This window comes from Streptomyces sp. NPDC048434, from assembly GCF_043200375.1.
GTDB lineage: Bacteria > Actinomycetota > Actinomycetes > Streptomycetales > Streptomycetaceae > Streptomyces.
Map to the genome: position 1 here is coordinate 1 of NZ_JBICXQ010000015.1, position 17282 is coordinate 17282.

The 17282-nt window shown below is 69.5% G+C and carries 15 protein-coding genes and 1 riboswitch; of the genes, 12 read left to right on the top strand and 3 right to left on the bottom strand.

The genetic code is table 11. The features are described 5' to 3' along the window. Positions 1 to 217: 217 nt before the first annotated feature. Both gcvH and gcvT read right to left on the bottom strand, forming a co-directional pair. Complete coding sequence (gene gcvH, locus ACGFWI_RS18895) at positions 218 to 595, bottom strand: glycine cleavage system protein GcvH (protein WP_393907102.1); 378 nt, start codon at positions 593 to 595, stop codon at positions 218 to 220. Between the two features lie 128 nt (positions 596 to 723). Beyond that, complete coding sequence (gene gcvT / locus ACGFWI_RS18900) at positions 724 to 1851, bottom strand: glycine cleavage system aminomethyltransferase GcvT (RefSeq protein ID WP_393907103.1); 1128 nt, start codon at positions 1849 to 1851, stop codon at positions 724 to 726. A gap of 152 nt (positions 1852 to 2003) precedes the next feature. Beyond that, positions 2004 to 2099, bottom strand: a riboswitch (glycine riboswitch). 259 nt (positions 2100 to 2358) lie between these two features. On the opposite strand from gcvT, the gene ACGFWI_RS18905 reads away from it, so the two are divergent. The 9 genes from ACGFWI_RS18905 (at position 2359) to ACGFWI_RS18945 (ending at position 12916) form a co-directional block, all read left to right on the top strand. Then, positions 2359 to 3045 carry an AAA family ATPase gene (locus ACGFWI_RS18905; RefSeq protein WP_393907104.1) on the top strand — a complete coding sequence of 229 codons (687 nt, stop codon included), beginning with the start codon at positions 2359 to 2361 and terminating at the stop codon, positions 3043 to 3045. 92 nt (positions 3046 to 3137) lie between these two features. Continuing rightward, positions 3138 to 3935, top strand: a complete 798-nt coding sequence (locus tag ACGFWI_RS18910; protein ID WP_393907105.1) for an enhanced serine sensitivity protein SseB — start codon at positions 3138 to 3140, stop codon at positions 3933 to 3935. A 61-nt stretch (positions 3936 to 3996) separates the two neighbouring features. Continuing rightward, entirely contained in the window at positions 3997 to 4797 is an 801-nt protein-coding gene (locus tag ACGFWI_RS18915; protein ID WP_393907106.1) for an enhanced serine sensitivity protein SseB C-terminal domain-containing protein, read from the top strand. 406 nt (positions 4798 to 5203) lie between these two features. Further along, on the top strand, positions 5204 to 6202 hold the full coding sequence (locus ACGFWI_RS18920; protein ID WP_393907107.1) for an ABC transporter permease: 999 nt from the start codon (positions 5204 to 5206) through the stop codon (positions 6200 to 6202). 117 nt (positions 6203 to 6319) lie between these two features. Beyond that, entirely contained in the window at positions 6320 to 8071 is a 1752-nt protein-coding gene (locus ACGFWI_RS18925) for an ABC transporter substrate-binding protein (RefSeq protein ID WP_393907108.1), read from the top strand. A 79-nt stretch (positions 8072 to 8150) separates the two neighbouring features. Then, entirely contained in the window at positions 8151 to 9161 is a 1011-nt protein-coding gene (locus ACGFWI_RS18930) for an ABC transporter permease (RefSeq protein WP_393907109.1), read from the top strand. After that, positions 9158 to 10264 carry an ABC transporter ATP-binding protein gene (locus ACGFWI_RS18935; protein ID WP_393907110.1) on the top strand — a complete coding sequence of 369 codons (1107 nt, stop codon included), beginning with the start codon at positions 9158 to 9160 and terminating at the stop codon, positions 10262 to 10264. Before ACGFWI_RS18930 ends, ACGFWI_RS18935 begins: the two co-directional genes overlap by 4 nt. Positions 10265 to 10293: 29 nt before the next feature. Next, on the top strand, positions 10294 to 11397 hold the full coding sequence (locus ACGFWI_RS18940) for an ABC transporter ATP-binding protein (protein WP_393907251.1): 1104 nt from the start codon (positions 10294 to 10296) through the stop codon (positions 11395 to 11397). 109 nt (positions 11398 to 11506) lie between these two features. Then, positions 11507 to 12916 (top strand): M1 family metallopeptidase, encoded by a 1410-nt coding sequence (locus tag ACGFWI_RS18945; RefSeq protein ID WP_393907111.1) that lies wholly within the window; start codon positions 11507 to 11509, stop codon positions 12914 to 12916. A 17-nt stretch (positions 12917 to 12933) separates the two neighbouring features. On the opposite strand, the gene ACGFWI_RS18950 is transcribed toward ACGFWI_RS18945, so the two are convergent. Continuing rightward, complete coding sequence (locus ACGFWI_RS18950) at positions 12934 to 13569, bottom strand: trimeric intracellular cation channel family protein (RefSeq protein WP_393907112.1); 636 nt, start codon at positions 13567 to 13569, stop codon at positions 12934 to 12936. 95 nt (positions 13570 to 13664) lie between these two features. Here ACGFWI_RS18950 and ACGFWI_RS18955 point away from each other — a divergent pair, with 95 nt between their 5' ends. The 3 genes from ACGFWI_RS18955 to ACGFWI_RS18965 all read left to right on the top strand — a co-directional run bounded on the left by ACGFWI_RS18955 (position 13665) and on the right by ACGFWI_RS18965 (position 17269). Further along, positions 13665 to 14513, top strand: a complete 849-nt coding sequence (locus ACGFWI_RS18955) for a thioesterase family protein (protein ID WP_393907113.1) — start codon at positions 13665 to 13667, stop codon at positions 14511 to 14513. A 120-nt stretch (positions 14514 to 14633) separates the two neighbouring features. After that, positions 14634 to 15101: a CU044_2847 family protein gene (locus ACGFWI_RS18960; protein ID WP_393907114.1), complete on the top strand. Its 468-nt coding sequence runs from the start codon at positions 14634 to 14636 to the stop codon at positions 15099 to 15101. Next, positions 15098 to 17269: a trypsin-like peptidase domain-containing protein gene (locus ACGFWI_RS18965; RefSeq protein ID WP_393907115.1), complete on the top strand. Its 2172-nt coding sequence runs from the start codon at positions 15098 to 15100 to the stop codon at positions 17267 to 17269. Before ACGFWI_RS18960 ends, ACGFWI_RS18965 begins: the two co-directional genes overlap by 4 nt. The last annotated feature ends 13 nt before the right edge of the window (positions 17270 to 17282 follow it).

Sequence of the window (17282 nt, forward strand, 5' to 3'; positions counted from 1 at the left end):
GCGAAGTTCTCCGAGGCGATCATTTCGAGGGTGGACTGCTGGCGGTGGAGTTCGGCGTCGACGGCGGCGGCGACGTCGGGGTCGACCTCATGGAGGGAGCTGTTCAGAAGCGACATGAGTCTTCCTGGGGGAGTCAGGGGCGCGATGTGGGTCCCCCCCCCGGACGGGGTCCGGGGGAGCTTCCACGCGGGCGGTGGCGGAGGAGGAGCCGGGCGGCTCAGCTCTGGATGAAGGCGGCGTACGCGTCGGCCGAGAGCAGTTCGCCCGGCTCGCCGCTGATCTTCACCTTGAACAGCCAACCACCCTCGAACGGGGCGGAGTTCACCAGCGAGGGGTCGTTGACGACATCCTCGTTGATCTCGGTGATCTCACCGTCGACGGGCGAGTAGAGATCGCTGACCGACTTGGTCGACTCCAGCTCGCCGCAGGTCTCGCCCGCCGCGACCGTGGAACCGACCTCAGGGAGCTGCACGTAGACGACGTCGCCGAGCGCGTTGGCCGCGTGCTCGGTGATGCCGACCGTCGAGACGCCTTCCTCGGCGCCCGACAGCCACTCGTGCTCCTTGCTGTAGCGCAGCTGCTGGGGGTTGCTCATGACTCGATTCTCCTGTACGCGAGGGTGTGATCGTGAAGGGGGTCGCCCCCCTGGCGCAGCCAAGGGGAGGGTCTTGCACAGTGAGACGCGCGGGCGCACCGCTGCCCGCGTCCGCCGCGCGTGAACCGTTACTTCTGCCGCTTGTAGAACGGCAGAGCGGTGACCTCGTACGGCTCATGGCTTCCACGGATGTCCACGCAGACACCCTCGGTGCCCGGTGTGGCGTAGGCGGCGTCGACGTAGGCGATGGCGACCGGCTTGCCGAGGGTGGGGGAGGGGGCCCCGGAGGTGACCTCGCCGATGACCGTGCCGTCGGCCGTGACGACCGGGTATCCGGCGCGCGGGATCCGGCGGCCCTCGGCGATCAGACCGACCAGCTTGCGCGGCGGCCGGGTCTCGGCGCGCTCGGCGGCCGCCGACAGTGCGTCCCGGCCCACGAAGTCACCGCCGTTGGAGGTCTTCTCGAACTTCACGACCCGGCCCAGGCCCGCGTCGAACGGCGTGGTCGAGGTGGTCAGCTCATGCCCGTACAGCGGCATGCCCGCCTCCAGGCGCAGGGTGTCCCGGCAGGACAGGCCGCAGGGCACCAGACCGGCGTCCTTGCCGGCCTCGGTCAGCGCCTCCCAGAGGGCGACCGCGTCGGCGGGCCGGACGAACAGCTCGAAGCCGTCCTCACCGGTGTATCCGGTGCGGGCGATCAGCGCCTCGACACCGGCGACGGTGCCGGGCAGACCCGCGTAGTACTTGAGGCCGTCCAGATCGGCGTCCGTCAGCGCCTTGAGGATGCCGGGGGACTCCGGGCCCTGCACCGCGAGCAGCGCGTAGGCGTCGCGGTCGTCGCGGATCGCGGCGTCGAAACCGCCCGCCCTAGCGGTCAGGGCGTCCAGCACCACCTGGGCGTTGGAGGCATTGGCGACGACCATGTACTCCTGGTCGGCGAGGCGGTAGACGATCAGGTCGTCGAGGATGCCGCCCTCGGCCTCACAGATCATGGTGTAGCGGGCGCGGCCGGTCTTCACCCCGCCGATGTTGCCGACCAGCGCATAGTCGAGGAGATCGGCGGCCCGCGGGCCGGTGACGGTGATCTCGCCCATGTGGGAGAGGTCGAAGAGGCCGGCGCGGGTGCGGACGGCGACATGTTCGTCGCGCTCGCTGCTGTAGCGGAGCGGCATGTCCCAGCCGGCGAAGTCGGTCATGGTGGCGCCGAGCGCGCGATGGGTGGCATCCAGCGCGGTGCGGCGGGGGGCATCAGTCATGGGTTCTGGGCTCCCAGGCATGGGTGACAAGACGGTCTCCCCATCTGTCATCGGAACCTGAGAGGTTCACCGGGATCCCGCGAACGGACCCGGTTTGCACCTTGGGTGGAGCCGCCCCGTCAACCTGGCAGTGGCTCGCTTTTCAGATCTGCCTCGCCCGCGCGGTATAGGGGCCTGAGAGATTCAAGGGAGGACTTGCTCCTTCGGCGCCCCGCCTTGGCGGCCGGGGACTCTCCCGCACGGGTTCAAGCGGCCGGTATGGAGTTGGCGGTGCACGGCTGAGCTGAGATGTGCACGTGGCGGCCACATCATTGCACGGGATCGCCGGATACAGGAGCCCTGGTCGGCGCCCCGCCCATGACGTGGGCAGATCGAACAATCACCTTGATGGGCATTACCTTTTCTTGACACTCTGCGGGTAGGGGACGGACTCGAACCGGAGCGGAACCGGACGGGGAGGACGATCGCGTGCACAGCGAAGCGGCATTCGGGGCCACTTCAGGGGCCGTGCCGTCGGCTGTCGTGCCGGCGGTGCCGCCCGTCGCCGTGTCCCGGACCGGCCGGACGCCGCGGTCCGTCGTCCGGCCGGGCCGCGGTGCCGAGATCGTGGACCTCCGGGGCGCAGCACGCGCAAGGAACGCCGCCGAGCTGCGGTTTCCGGCCGGTGACCTGGTGGTGGTCTCGGGTCTGCCGGGCAGCGGCAAGAGCACCCTCATGCATCGTGTCGTGCCGCCGCTGGACGCACACGGCGCCGCGGTGCACCGCATCGATTCGCAGGACGTACGCGAGCGCTGGGAGCACGGCAGACTGCGCCGGCTGCCGTACGCCCTCTACCGCCCGCTGGTCCGGGCCGCCCACTATCTGACGCTGGGCCGTGTGCTGCGCTCCGGCGACAGCGTGGTGGTGCACGACTGCGGCACCCTCGCGTGGGTGCGTGGCTGGATCGCGCGGTCGGCGGTGCGCGGCGGCCGTGGGCTGCATCTGGTGCTGCTCGATGTGCCGCCCGAGGCGGCGCGGTCCGGCCAGGAGGCGCGGGGGCGCGGGGTGTCGGGGTACGCCTTCGCGCGGCACCGCAGGGCGGTGGGCCGGCTGGTCGGCGCGGCGGAGTCGGCCCGGCTGCCGAAGGGGTTCGGCTCGGCCGTGCTCCTCGACCGGCGGGCGGCGAGCGCCCTGGAGACCGTCGGCTTCGGCTGAGCGGACGGGCACCCCGCCCCGCAGGTCCCGCCGCACGCCTTCTCGTCTAGGGTCTTTGGCCAGATGGCGCGGTTTGGAACGGGTGGATACAGATGATATTTCCGGAGCAGGGGATACCCCAGCTGGCGTGGCCGGCGAATGAGCTCGAAGAGGTGCTGGCCGCTTCGGTCGGGCACCCGGGCGCCGGTGGCCGGATCGTCGAGGTACTGGGCCGCAGCCGGGTGTGGGTGCCGCTGCCCAACGGCGGCGGCCCGGAGAGCGCGGGCCCCGGCGCCCGCGGCCTCGATCTGCCCACCGTCGAGTTCGACGGTGCGGCCTATGTCCCGGTCTACAGCTCCGAGCAGGAGTTCCTGCGGGTGGTCGGCGCACACATGCCCTTCACCGTCGCCCCGGCCCGGGAGTTCGCCCGCGGGCTGCCGCCGCACATCGGCATGGCGGTCAACCCCGACGGCATGATCGGAGTCCCGCTGCCGCCGCCCGCGGTGGTCGAACTGTGCCGGGAGGGGCGCCATGAGTCGGCCGGTCTGCCCAGCGGCGGCCGGGTGCGGCTCTTCGAGCCGGACTGGCAGGACGAGCCGGTGGACTTCCTGGCCGCCGCCGGACTGGAGTTCTCCGGCGCCGGAATTGTCCTGACTGCCCGGCGTGCCCTGGCAAGTGTCGAGGGCGACACGCCCGCACTGTTCGTCGGTGTGCAGATCGGGACGGACGCCTCGGCCCTGCACGACGGCACCGCCCGCGAGACGGTACTGTCAGCCCTCGGACGTGCGCTCGGCGCAGTACCGCTGCCCTGGTCCGTACAGCTCGTCATGCTCGACCTCGCCCAGGGCGACCCGGTCGCCGACTGGATGCTGGAGCGTGTGCGGCCCTTCTACTCTCGGGACCGCTCGTAAGCTGGTTGGATGACGAGCGGGCGCACCCACACGTGCCCTGCTGACAGAAGGGACGGACCACGTGAGCGCGGGTGCGCATCAGGGGCCGGCGGCGGCCGGACAGCTGGAGCAGCTGCTCCAGCAGGTCTCGCCCGGCCGTTACGACGCCTATGAGGCACTGCTGCACGCGCTCGCCGCGAGCCAGGTCTGGATGCTGCTCTGGCACGGCCGGGCCGGTATGCCCGATGCGCAGTACGGAAACATGGAGGTCGAGGGCCTCGGTTATGCGCCGTGTGTGACCTCGGCGCCCGAGCTCGCCGCCTCCGGCTGGAACCGTGACCACGAGGTCGTCACCGGCCCGGAGATCGCCGCCGCGCTGTTCCCCGACCGCTGGGGCCTGTGGCTGAACCCGCATGCCCCCGGCGGTGGTGTCGGCATCCCGTGGCTGGATCTGCGCCGCGTCGCCGGTGGTCTGGACCGGCTGCCCGCCGGTCCGCTGCGGATCTCGGAGCCGGTCATCGACATCCCGCAGTTCTACGCGCTGCTCGCCCAGAACGCCCACCGGACGCCCGCCGTGCGGTCGCTGCGCCGGGCCTGGGTGCAGCCGGCGCTCGGTGCCCCTTATCTGGCGATTGGTCTGGATCTGTACGACACCGGCCAACAAGCGGTGGATTCGGCGCGGTTGATGATCCAGCAGTCGATCGGCGCGGTTCCGGACGGTCTGCCCGTCTCCACGGTCGCGATGAACGACGACTACGACCCGGTCGGCATGTGGATGCGGGCCTCCACGCGCCCCTTCTTCGACCGTGACGGCTACGCCCAGCCGCCGGGTCAGCCGGCCCCCGCACCGTCGTACGGCTACGGCTCCCCGCGTCCTTACTGACAGCGCGTCTCCGGCCCCCGGGAGTGCCGGCCGGGCGCCGGTCCTGTGATGAATGCTCCCTGTATGCCCCGCGGTTGAGGCCCTCTCCCGCGGGTGATCGCCCCGCTGAGCCCGAACTGCTGTCCGTATAACGGAACGTCGCGGAGCACATCACAGTTGCGCATCCTTTCCCCGTCAGGGCTGGTGACTGATCGAGAAAGGGATGAAGACTCCGGAAACAACAGGGCCTCGGTCCTTTGTACGAGCGCCATCCCGTACGGCGTCGCGTGAGCCTCTGACTTCCATAGTGCGAACTTCCGCGATGCCCGCATGACTTGCACCGAACTTGCACCAGTGATGTGAACCAGGCCGCTATCCGCGGCGCGCAGGGGCCGGCCACCGTCGGCCGAGAGGGGTCAAAGGCACTGTGACGGCACCGATCGAGACCACCGGGGCGGCTGCTGAGGCGCAGCCGGAAGCGGTGCTGAAGGGCGTCGAAGGAAAGCGGATCGAGGGGCGTTCGCTCGGTCAGATCGCATGGTTGCGCTTCCGGCGGGACAAGGTCGCGGTGGCCGGTGCCATCGTTGTCATCCTGCTGATCGCCGTCGCCGCCCTCTCCCGTCCGATCCAGTCCCTGCTGGGGCTGGACCCGAACAGTCCCAACCAGTCGCTGATCGACCCCAACACCACGCTCCCCAAGGGCGATCTCGGTGGCATGAGCGCGGATCATCCCCTGGGCGTGGACCCGAAGTTCGGCCGTGATCTGCTCGCCCGGATCCTGGAGGGCTCCTGGGTGTCGCTGATCGTGGCGTTCGGCGCGACGCTGCTGTCGGTCGCCATCGGCACGGTTCTCGGTGTGGTCGCCGGCTTCTACCGCGGGCGGGTGGACGCCGTCATCAGCCGGATGATGGATGTCTTCCTGGCCTTCCCGCTGCTGCTGTTCGCCATCGCGATCTCCGCCTCGCTGCAGGGCGGTGCCTTCGGCTTGGAGGGCCTGCCGCTGCACATCTCGGTGCTGATCTTCGTGATCGGCTTCTTCAACTGGCCCTATATGGGACGGATCGTGCGCGCGCAGACCCTGTCGCTGCGCGAGCGTGAATTCGTGGACGCCGCGCGCGGCATGGGCGCGCGCGGGCCGTTCATCCTCTTCCGGGAGCTGCTGCCCAACCTGGTGGGGCCGATCATCGTCTACTCGACCCTGCTGATCCCCTCCAACATCCTCTTCGAGGCGGCACTGAGCTTCCTGGGCGTCGGCATCCAACCGCCCCAGGCGTCCTGGGGCGGCATGCTCAACCAGGCGGTCAAGTACTACGAGGTCGATCCCCAGTACATGATCGTCCCCGGCCTCGCGATCTTCGTCACCGTGCTCGCGTTCAACCTGCTCGGTGACGGACTGAGGGACGCGCTGGACCCGCGCAGCCGCTGACGGCTGTACCGGGCGCCCGCTCAGACGCCCCAACTGCGTTACTGCATTTCCGCGTTACTGCTTTTCCGCATTTTGAGGTTTGACGTTTCTCGACGAACGAAGGGGACACCGACCATCATGCGAAGGTCAGTTCCGGTCGCGGCTGTCGCGGCCATCACCAGTGCGGGCCTTTTGCTGGCCGGCTGCAGCGAGGGCAAGGGCTCCTCGGAGGGCTCGGGCAAGGCGAACGCCGCCACCAAGGGCGTCGTCAACGCCTCGGACGCGAAGGGCGGCACGGTCACCTACGCGATGAGCGACGCCCCCGAGTCGTTCGACCCGGGCAACACGTACTACGCCTTCATCTACAACTTCAGCCGGCTCTACGCGCGCCCGCTCACCACCTTCAAGCCGGGCCCCGGCACCAAGGGCAACGAGCTGACCCCCGACCTCGCCGAGTCGATGGGCAAGCCCAGCGACGGGGGCAAGACCTGGACGTACAAGCTCCGCAAGGGCGTCAAGTACGACGACGGCTCCGAGGTCACCTCGCAGGACGTCAAGTACGCCGTCGAGCGCAGCAACTTCGCGCGTGACACCCTCTCGCTGGGCCCGAACTACTTCCAGCAGTTCCTCAAGGACAACGACGGCGGTTACAAGGGTCCCTACAAGGACAAGAGCAAGGCCGGTCTGAAGTCCATCGAGACCCCGGACGCCCAGACGATCGTCTTCCACCTCAAGAGGCCGTTCGCCGAGTTCGACTACCTGGTGAGCGCCCCGCAGACCGCCCCGGTCCCGCAGGCCAAGGACAAGGGCGCGGACTACACCAAGTCCGTGCTGTCCACCGGCTCGTACAAGTTCCAGAGCTACGAAGAGGGCCAGAAGCTCACCCTGGTCCGCAACCCGCAGTGGTCCGCGAAGACGGACCCGCTGCGCAAGCAACTGCCGGACAAGATCGTCCTGAACCTGAAGGTCGCCCAGTCGACCATCGACAAGGACCTCCAGTCCGGTAACACCCTGGTGGACCTGGCCGGCCGTGGTGTCGACGGGCAGACGCAGGCCCAGCTCCTGACGGACTCCAAGGAGAAGGGCAACACCGACAACGCCCTTGGCCAGCGCCTGGTCTACACGGCGCTGAACACCAAGGTGAAGCCGTTCGACAACATCGAGTGCCGCAAGGCCGTCGAGTACGCCATCGACAAGAAGGCCGTACAGACCTCGCTCGGCGGTCCGATCCGCGGTGAGCTGGCCTCCACGGTCCTGCCGACCGACATCGACGGCTACCAGAAGTACGACCAGTACCCGCAGAAGTACGACGGCGACAAGCTGGACCTGACCGAGGCCAAGAAGCACTGGGCCAAGTGCGGCGCCGGCAAGACCACGACCACGATCCTGGCCCGCAACGACCGCCAGGACGAGGTCGACGCGGCCACCTCGATCATCGACTCGCTGAAGAAGATCGGCGTCACCGCCAAGATCCAGTCGTACCCGACCAGCAAGTACTTCTCGGACTACGCCGGTGTGCCGAAGTTCAACAAGAAGAACAACGTCGGCCTGATCATGATGCAGTGGGGCTCGGACTTCCCGACCGGCTACGGCTACCTCCAGCAGATCCTGAACGGCAAGGCGATCAGCCAGTCCGGTAACACCAACCTCTCGGAGCTGGACGACCCGGCCATCAACAAGCTGCTCGACAGCGCCATCGCCAACACCGACAAGGCGGCCCGCGAAAAGGCCTACGCCGAGATCGACAAGAAGGCGATGGAGCAGGCGGCGATGGTCCCGCTCACCTACTTCAAGGTTCTGATGTACCGCTCGCCCAAGGCCACCAACCTGGTGTCCACCTCGGCCTTCAGCGGTCAGTACGACTACCTCAACATCGGCGTCAAGAAGTAGCAGCCCTGGAAGGCAGGTGAAGGCATTGGTGTCCGCGGGCCGGCGGTAAACCGGCTCGCGGCGCCGACGCCGCATCCCCGTGTTCTCGTACATAATCCGCAGGTTGATCAGCGCAGTGGTCCTGCTGCTGATCGTCAGCGCGGTCACTTTCGGCATCTTCTTCCTGCTGCCGAAGCTGGCCGGGCAGAGCACCGACCAGCTTGCCCAGCAGTACATCGGAAAGGCCCCCACGCCCGCGGACATCGCCGCGGTCAAGAAGAATCTCGGCCTGGACAAGCCCGTGTACGAGCAGTACTGGGATTTCCTCAAGGGCATTTTCGTCGGCGTCGACTACAAATTCGGTCCGGAAGTGGCCAAGTGCCATGTGCCGTGCTTCGGCTACTCCTTCAAAACCCATATCGAGGTCTGGCCGGAGATCCAGACCCGGCTTCCGGTGACTCTCTCGCTGGCCGCCGGTGCGGCCGTGCTGTGGGTCGTCTCCGGTGTCGCCACCGGCGTGCTGTCCGCGCTGCGCCCCGGCTCGTTCTTCGACCGGGTGGCCATGGGCGTCGCACTGGCCGGCGTCTCCCTCCCGATGTTCTTCACCGGCGCCCTGGCGCTGGCCCTGTTCACCTACCAGTGGCCGATCTTCGAACGCAGCGACTATGTGCCGCTGATGGACGATCCGTTCCTGTGGGCACGGACCCTGGTCCTGCCCTGGGTCACCCTGGCCTTCCTCTACTCCGCGCTCTACGCCCGGCTCACCAGAGCGGGCATGCTGGAGACGCTGAGTGAGGACTACATCCGTACGGCCCGCGCCAAGGGTCTGCGCGAGCGCCAGGTGGTCGTACGGCACGGTCTGCGGGCCGCGCTCACCCCGATCATCACGGTCTTCGGCATGGACCTGGGCCTGCTGCTCGGCGGCGCTCTGATCACCGAACAGGTCTTCTCGCTCAAGGGAGTCGGCGCCTTCGCCGTTGAGGCGATCAACGCCAACGACCTCCCGAACATCCTCGGCGTCACCTTGCTCGCCGCGTTCTTCATCGTCATGTGCAATCTGGTGGTGGACGTTCTGTACGCCGCCGTCGACCCGCGGGTGAGGCTCTCGTGACCGACTCCTCCGAGGACAAGACCGAGGCCGTCGTGGGTGAACCCACCGCGGCCGGCTCCCGGCCCCCCTCCGCCTTCCTCGAAGTGCGGGACCTGAAGGTGCACTTCAACACCGACGACGGGCTGGTGAAGTCGGTCGACGGCCTGAACTTCACCCTGGAGAAGGGCAAGACGCTCGGCATCGTCGGCGAGTCCGGCTCCGGCAAGTCCGTGACCTCGCTCGCCGTGATGGGACTGCACCGCGCCTCGCGCCAGCAGCGCAGCAAGGTGAACATGTCCGGTGAGATCTGGCTGGACGGCAAGGAGCTGGTCTCCGCCGAACCGGACGAGGTGCGCCGGCTGCGCGGCCGCGAGATGGCGATGATCTTCCAGGATCCGCTGTCCGCACTGCACCCCTTCTACTCGGTCGGCAGCCAGATCGTGGAGGCGTACCGCGTCCACAACGACGTGGACAAGAAGACCGCACGCAAGCGGGCGATCGAGATGCTCGACCGGGTCGGCATCCCGCAGCCCGACAAGCGGGTGGACGACCATCCGCACCAGTTCTCCGGCGGTATGCGCCAGCGCGCCATGATCGCGATGGCGCTGGTCAACAACCCGGAGCTGCTGATCGCGGACGAGCCGACCACCGCACTGGACGTCACCGTCCAGGCGCAGATCCTGGACCTGATCCGCGATCTGCAGAAGGAGTTCGGCTCGGCGGTCATCATCATCACCCACGACCTCGGGGTGGTCGCCGAACTCGCCGACAACCTGCTGGTGATGTACGGCGGACGGTGCATCGAGCGCGGCCCGGCCGAGAAGGTCTTCTACGAGCCCCAGCACCCCTACACCTGGGGACTGCTCGGCTCCATGCCGCGCATCGACCGGGACCAGACGGACCGGCTGATCCCGGTCAAGGGATCTCCGCCCAGCCTGATCAACGTCCCGTCCGGCTGCGCCTTCAACCCCCGCTGCCCGTACGCGGATGTGCCCAAGGACAACCTCACCCGTACGGTCCGCCCCGAACTGCGCGAGGCCGGCGGCGAGCACTTCTCCGCCTGCCATATGTCGCAGGAGGAGCGGGAGCGTATCTGGACCGAAGAGATTGCGCCGAAGCTGTGACCGAGACGACTGACGACCAGAACAAGAAGATTCCGCTCCAGAAGACGGCGGAGGCCTCGGCGACGTCCGCGGAGAGCGCCTCCGATGCCGAGCCGCTGCTCAGGGTCCGCGGTCTGGTCCGGCACTTCCCGATCACCAAGGGCCTGCTCAAGCGGCAGGTCGGGGCGGTGCAGGCGGTCGACGGCATCGACTTCGACGTACGGCCGGGCGAAACCCTCGGCATCGTCGGCGAGTCCGGCTGCGGCAAGTCGACGATGGGCCGGCTGATCACCCGCCTCGACGAACCGACCGGCGGCTCCATCGAGTTCCAGGGCAGGGACATCACCCATCTGTCCCCGGGCAAGCTGCGGCCGATGCGCCGGGACGTCCAGATGATCTTCCAGGATCCGTACGGTTCGCTGAACCCGCGCCACACCATCGGCGGGATCGTCTCCACCCCCTTCCGCCTCCAGGGCGTCGAGCCCGAGGGCGGGCTGAAGAAGGAGGTACAGCGGCTGCTGGAGCTGGTGGGCCTGAGCCCGGAGCACTACAACCGCTATCCGCACGAGTTCTCCGGCGGCCAGCGCCAGCGCATCGGTATCGCCCGTGCGCTGGCGCTCAAGCCCAAGCTGGTGGTCGCCGACGAGCCGGTCTCGGCCCTCGACGTCTCCATCCAGGCCCAGGTCGTCAACCTCATGGACGACCTGCAGGACGAGCTGGGCCTGACGTACGTCATCATCGCCCACGACCTCTCGGTCATCCGGCATGTGTCGGACCGGATCGCGGTGATGTACCTCGGCAAGATCGTGGAGTTGAGCGACCGCCAGGGGCTCTACGAGTCGCCGATGCACCCGTACACCAAGGCGCTGCTGTCCGCCGTGCCGGTGCCCGACCCCAAGCGGCGCACCCAGCGCGACCGGATCCTGCTCAAGGGCGATGTGCCCTCGCCGATCAACCCGCCCTCCGGCTGCCGGTTCCGCACCCGTTGCTGGAAGGCGACCGAGGTGTGCGCCACCACCGAGCCGCCGCTGGTCGCGCTGCGGACGGGGCACCAGGTGGCCTGCCATCACCCGGAGAACGCGGAGCACGCCGGGCACGCCGGGACCGCGGAGAGCGCGGCCCCGGCGCCCGGTAAGGCAGCAACCGACGAGTAACACTGAGGACTTGGCAAAGTCCTGGGTAAAACGCGGCGGGAGAGTGCAGAGTCAGCACGGTTGTTCGATCTTGAGGTGAACTTCATCCGTGTGTCCGAAGGGATGACTCATGGCACTCTCCCGTTCTGCGCGTCGCACCTCCCGCTGGCTCGCGCTGGCCACCGCGGTGGCCTCGGCCGCCACCATCGCCGCCGCACCCGGCGCGTCCCCCGGCGCCCCGGGCATCGGTGACCCGTACTTCCCCAAGCTGGGCAACGGCGGCTTCGACGCCCTGCATTACGACCTCGGCGTCAGCTACGAGCCCGGCAGCGGCCGCCTCGACGGCCGCACCACGCTCACCGCGAGAGCCACCAAGAACCTCTCCGCCTTCGACCTCGACCTGCAGAAGCTGACGGTCGACTCGGTGCGGGTGAACGGGCGGCGGGCGCACTTCACCAGATCCGGCGACGAGATATCCGTACGCCCCGACTACCCGCTGCGCCGCGGCAAGAAGTTCGCCGTCACCCTCGCCTACCACGGTGTCCCCAAGCCGCTGAGCGGTCCGATCGTCTTCGGCTCCGACTACGGCTGGATGAAGACCAAGGACGGCGTCTTCGTCGCCTGCGAGCCGAATGCCGCCTCGACGTGGTTCCCCTCCAGTGACCACCCCGGCGACAAGGCGACCTACGACATCCGCATCGACGCCCCCAAGGGCCTCACGGGTGTCTCCAACGGGCGCCTGATCAGTTCCGGGGAGGCGCACGGCCGCTCGTACGCCCACTGGCGCGAGCGCCGCCCGATGGCGACGTACCTGGCCACCGCCACCATCGGCAAGTTCGACGTCCGTACGGGCACCACCCCCGGCGGCACGCCCATCTATGTGGCCACCGACCCGACCCTGCCCGCGGGCAACGTCGATGTCTACGGCGTCACCGCCGAGGCCACCGACTACTGGTCGAAGGTCTTCGGCCCGTACCCCTTCGAGGAGACCGGGGCGATCGTCGACGACATGCCGCAGGCCGGCTTCTCGCTGGAGGTGCAGTCCAAGCCCGCCTACTCGGCCGTGCGCAACGAGACGACCATCGTCCACGAGCTGGCGCACCAGTGGTTCGGTGACTCGGTCTCCGTCCGGCAGTGGAAGAACATCTGGCTCAACGAGGGCTTCGCCAGCTATGCGCAGTGGCTGTGGGCCGAGCACCGCGGCACCCTGAGCGCCCATGACGCCTTCCGCAAGGCGTACGACTCCCGGCCGGCGGGCGACGACTTCTGGAAGGTGAAGGTCGGCGACCCGCAGCGGGACACCATGTTCGCCCAGGCGGTCTACACCCGGGGTGCGATGACGCTGCAGACGCTGCGCGAGCGGATCGGCGACAAGGCCTTCTTCAAGCTGCTGCCGGCCTGGACCTCCGCGCACCGCTACGGCAACGCGGACACCGCCCAGTTCATCGCGCTCGCCGAGAAGATCTCCGGACAGCAGCTGGACGGCCTCTTCGACACCTGGCTGAACACGGACAGCAAGCCGTCGCTGCCGGCGAACTGAGGGTCCGGTCGCCTCGGTCAGCCGGAGTCCTGCTGCCCGCGGCGGCTGCGGAGCTGCTGCGGGCGCGGCAGATGCAGCCCGAGGTAGACCGCTCCCATCCGCAGTGCGAACACCACCCCCGCCGAGATCGCCGCGGCGGGGGTGGCCCCCGTGCCGAGCAGGTACAGCAGCAGATAGCAGCAGCCGCCGGCCAGCGCGGCGATCGCGTAGACGTCCTCCCGCAGCAGCAGCGGCGGGAACTCCCCGCACAGCACATCGCGGATGACCTCACCGGCGACCCCGGTCAGTACCGCCAGGATGATCACCGCGAGCGGGGTGGCGCCCGCGTCGATCGCGGCACGGGCCCCGATCACCGTGACCACGGACAGCCCGATCGCGTCGGCCACCAGCAGCGCCTTGTGCGGCAGCTGCCAGAACCGCAGATAGATCATGGTGCCCAGGCCGGCACAGATGATCACGGTCAGCAGTACCCAGTCGTGCGTCCAGTACAGCGGTCGCCGGTCGAGGATGAGATCGCGCAGCGTGCCGCCGGAGATGGACGCGGCGAAGGCGAGCACCAGGCCGCCGAAGGGGTCCATATTGGCGCGATAGGCGGCCAGTACCCCGCTCGCGGCGAAGGCGGCGACGCCGACCAGATAGAGCACGTGAAGCATGGCGCCATCATGGCAGGCCCGGAAGGAATGCTTCCGAGGGAGGCCGTTGAAACTGACACTACCGGTCAGTAACTATCCGGTGTAGCGTGCAACCCATGGCTCTGGTGACCCAAGGCAACAGCGAGTTCGACCGCGATACGGCGGTCACCCGCCGCGCCCCCGGCGTCTACGACGCACACCTCTCCGCCGGCTGGACCATCATCCAGGCGGTCAACGGCGGCTACCTCCTGGCTCTCATGGGCCGCGCCCTGGGGGATGCCCTCCCGCACCCCGACCCGCTCTCCGTCACTGCGCACTATCTGACGGCCTCGGTCCCCGGCCCCGCCGTCATCCGCACCGAGGTGGTCCGCACCGGCCGCACGATGTCGACCGGTACCGCGAGCCTCGTCCAGTTCGCGGAGGACGGCAGCGAGATCGAGCGGCTGCGGGTGCTCGCCGCGTACGGCGACCTCGGTGCGCTGCCCGAGGACGTCCGCACCACCGCCAAGCCGCCGGCCATTCCCCCGTACGAGCATTGCCTGGGCACCGACAGCGCCCCCGGCGGCCGCCCCGCCATCTCCGGCAGCACGGCCATCACCGACCGGCTGGCGCTCCGCCTGGACCCGGCGACCGCGGGCTGGGCCGTCGGTGCCCCGTCCGGAAAGGGCGAGATGCGCGCCTGGTTCGGCCTCGCCGACGGCCGCGAGCCCGACCCGCTCTCCCTCCTGCTGACCGTCGACGCCCTGCCGCCCACCGCCTTCGAGATGGGCCTGTCCGGCTGGGTGCCCACGGTCGAGCTGACCGCCCACATCCGCCGGCGCCCGGCGCCCGGCCCGCTGCGGGTCGCCATCACCACCCGCAATCTGGCGGGCGGTTTCCTGGAGGAGGACGCGGAGGTCTGGGACTCCGAGGACCGACTGGTCGCCCAGTCACGGCAGTTGGCGCGGGCGTTGCTGGAGGGGTAGCGCGGACGCGGCCGGTACGGCTGTCCCCGTCCTTTTCGCAGGTGGCTCACGGTGCGGAAGGGGAAAATGTGACGCAAAAGAGCGGGCGGTGGCCGCGCGGCACGTGACAGACTGAGCGTCATGGGGGACGTGGCTCTCAGAATTGATGATGCGACCGTCGTGTGGCTGCGGGCCGAGGGGCCGGCCGCGGGCGGCCGGTCCGACCTACCCGAGCAGTCCGGCGGGCAGCGGCCGTCCGGCGACGGCCCGCACCGGCCTCCCGACGCCGACGCTGAGTTGGAGCTGCCCGACGATTTCGGCTCCGCCCGGCCGGTCAGCGTGGACAGCCGGATGAGCCGGGCGCTGACCCGTGGCGGTGAGGCCCTCGAAGAGGCCCTGCGTCCGCTCAGCGGCGTACTCGGGCAGATCCACCGCTCGATCTCCAGCGGCAGCCACCGCCCCGACGAGGTCACCGTGGAGTTCGGTGTCACGCTCGGATCCGATCTGAGCCTCGGGGTGTTCTCCGGCAGCGGCGAGGCCAGCTTCAAGGTCTCCGCCACCTGGAACCTCGGCAGCGGCGCGGCGGAAGCAGGCGGGACGACGCCGTGAGTGCAGGAGCCGGTCCGGACACCCCGCTCCAGCTGTCCTTCGCCTCCGTACGGCACGGCGACCGGGCCGTCGGCGCGGGCGTACTGGTCGCCGAGCGCCTCGTCCTGACCTGCGCGCATGTCGTCAACAGCGCACTGGGCAGAAGCCGTTTCACCCAGGACACCCCCGCCCCCGGAGACACCGTCACCCTCCGGCTGCCCCATGTGGCCGGCCGCGATCTGCCTGCGCGGGTCGTACGGGAGATGTGGGTGCCGCCGCGGGCCACGGGAGCGGGGAGCAGGCCGGTCGAGCCCGGACAGGTGCCGTACCACGGCGATCTCGCCGTACTGGAGCTGACCGGGGCCGCGCCCGAGGGCGCCGAGCCCGCACCGTTCCTGCAGCACAGCTACGCCAACGAGACCATCGCGTTATGGGCCAGCGGCAATCCGCTGCCCACGGTGCGTGCCGTGCCCCGCGTCTCGGCACCGCCCTGGATCGCCCTGGATGTACTCGGCGGCGCCCAGGTCACCGAGGGCTTCAGCGGCGGGCCGCTGTGGGACCGCGAGCGGCAGGCCGTGGTCGGCCTGGTCGCGGCCGTACACCGGGCCCCGGAAACGGCGGCCGCCGGGACACCGCCGACGACGATGTACGCCATCAGCGTCCCGGCCATCGAGGCCGAACTCCCCACGCTTCCGCCCTCGGCGGTGCCCACCGCCCGGCGCGGCGTACAGCAGCTGCTCACCGCGCTGGAGCGGGTGCTGAAGGGCCGCGCGGCGGTCCTGGCGTGTGAGGAACAGCTCGCCGCCCGGCTCGGCAGGACCTCGGCAGGCCCGGCGGCCGACCTGGAACGTCTCGTCGGGCTGGCGGTGAGCGTCCGCCGGGGCATCCCCGAACTCCTCGATCTGGTACGGGACCACGAGCCGCCGGCCGCCGCCGATCCCTACGACCCACACCCTCGGCCCGGCCTCTACGGTGCCCGCGAGGACTGGGAGCGGCTGCGCCGCGCCGCCCGTACGGTCCGCCCCGGTGAATACCTGACCACCCGCCAACGCCGTGACCTCTCCGGCCTGTTGGCGCACTGCCGCCGCACGGATCCGCGCACCCTCCTGGAGCGCGTACTGCCGCACGCCCCGGAGCTGCCCGCCGTCACCGGCCTGGCCGACGCGATGGACGCGCTGGAGGGTTTCAGCTCCACCGCCGGCGCGCCCGTGCCACCGCTGCTGCAGGGTGTGGTGCGGATCAGCGCCGAGGAACGTACGGCCGGTGCCTATCCGGCCGAGGACCTGGACGCCTGGATCGAGCGGGTCGCCGCCCGGTCGGGTGTCGACGAGGCGGCGGTCAGCCAGTTCCGCGCCGATGTCGCGGCCGCCGCCCCGGTCCGCACCCCGGCACCCGGCCTGCCGGGCACCGGCATCCCGGCCGCCGCCCCCCGTGTGCAGGTAGAGCTGCTGCCCACCCCTACCGGGCGCCGTTTCACCTACCAGATCTGGACCTTCGCCGACCGCCAGTCGCACCGTCTCGCGCTGGTCCGTGATGCCGAGGCGGGCAGTGAGCAGGTGGTCGACGACATTCGCCGGGTGCTGCGCACCGAGGTCCGGGAGGATCCGGAGACCGCCCTGGTGGAGTACTTCCTGCCGTCCGCATGGCTCGGTCTCGACGTCGACTCCTGGGAGTCGCCCGACAGTGACGAGGACGGGCCGTTCGCGCCGGGGATCACCCGGCGGGTGGTGGTGCGCACCACGGAGCGCTCCCGGGAGAGCTTCGCCGGCTGGAAACAGCGCACCGCTGCCCTGCCGCACGCCAAGCACCTGGTCCTCGACCACCGTCACACCGACCGGATGGTCGCCCGCGCGCAGCTCGAAGTGCACCGCGACGCCGGAACGGTGATCGTGTGCTGCGAACCGCACCACCACGGAACGCTGTTGCGGCAGTGCGTCCAGGCGGGCGTCCACACCGTGCTGTGGCACCGTGCCGAACACGGTGCGCACATCGCCCAGGACCTGCTGGCCCTGGTCGACGGCGCGAACCACAGCGAGGTCCCCGAGGTGGTACGCCTGGAGCGGGCCAAGGCGATGGCCGACCCCGGGAGCGCCACCCACCACGGCCGCCGGCTGTCCCTGCTCTACGACGCGCCGGACCATCGCCCGCCGCAACTCGCCCCTGACGCCTGGGTGCTGACGCAGCCCTGAATCTTCGAGTGTG

What these genes read in the sequence shown, in the direction of transcription:
- ACGFWI_RS18950 (WP_393907112.1), bottom strand. Translation starts at nt 13,569, where the DNA reads ATGCTTCACGTGCTCTATCTGGTCGGCGTCGCCGCCTTCGCCGCGAGC.
- ACGFWI_RS18925 (WP_393907108.1), top strand. Translation starts at nt 6,320, where the DNA reads ATGCGAAGGTCAGTTCCGGTCGCGGCTGTCGCGGCCATCACCAGTGCG.
- gcvT (WP_393907103.1), bottom strand. Translation starts at nt 1,851, where the DNA reads ATGACTGATGCCCCCCGCCGCACCGCGCTGGATGCCACCCATCGCGCG.
- ACGFWI_RS18955 (WP_393907113.1), top strand. Translation starts at nt 13,665, where the DNA reads ATGGCTCTGGTGACCCAAGGCAACAGCGAGTTCGACCGCGATACGGCG.
- ACGFWI_RS18960 (WP_393907114.1), top strand. Translation starts at nt 14,634, where the DNA reads ATGGGGGACGTGGCTCTCAGAATTGATGATGCGACCGTCGTGTGGCTG.
- ACGFWI_RS18945 (WP_393907111.1), top strand. Translation starts at nt 11,507, where the DNA reads ATGGCACTCTCCCGTTCTGCGCGTCGCACCTCCCGCTGGCTCGCGCTG.
- ACGFWI_RS18910 (WP_393907105.1), top strand. Translation starts at nt 3,138, where the DNA reads ATGATATTTCCGGAGCAGGGGATACCCCAGCTGGCGTGGCCGGCGAAT.
- gcvH (WP_393907102.1), bottom strand. Translation starts at nt 595, where the DNA reads ATGAGCAACCCCCAGCAGCTGCGCTACAGCAAGGAGCACGAGTGGCTG.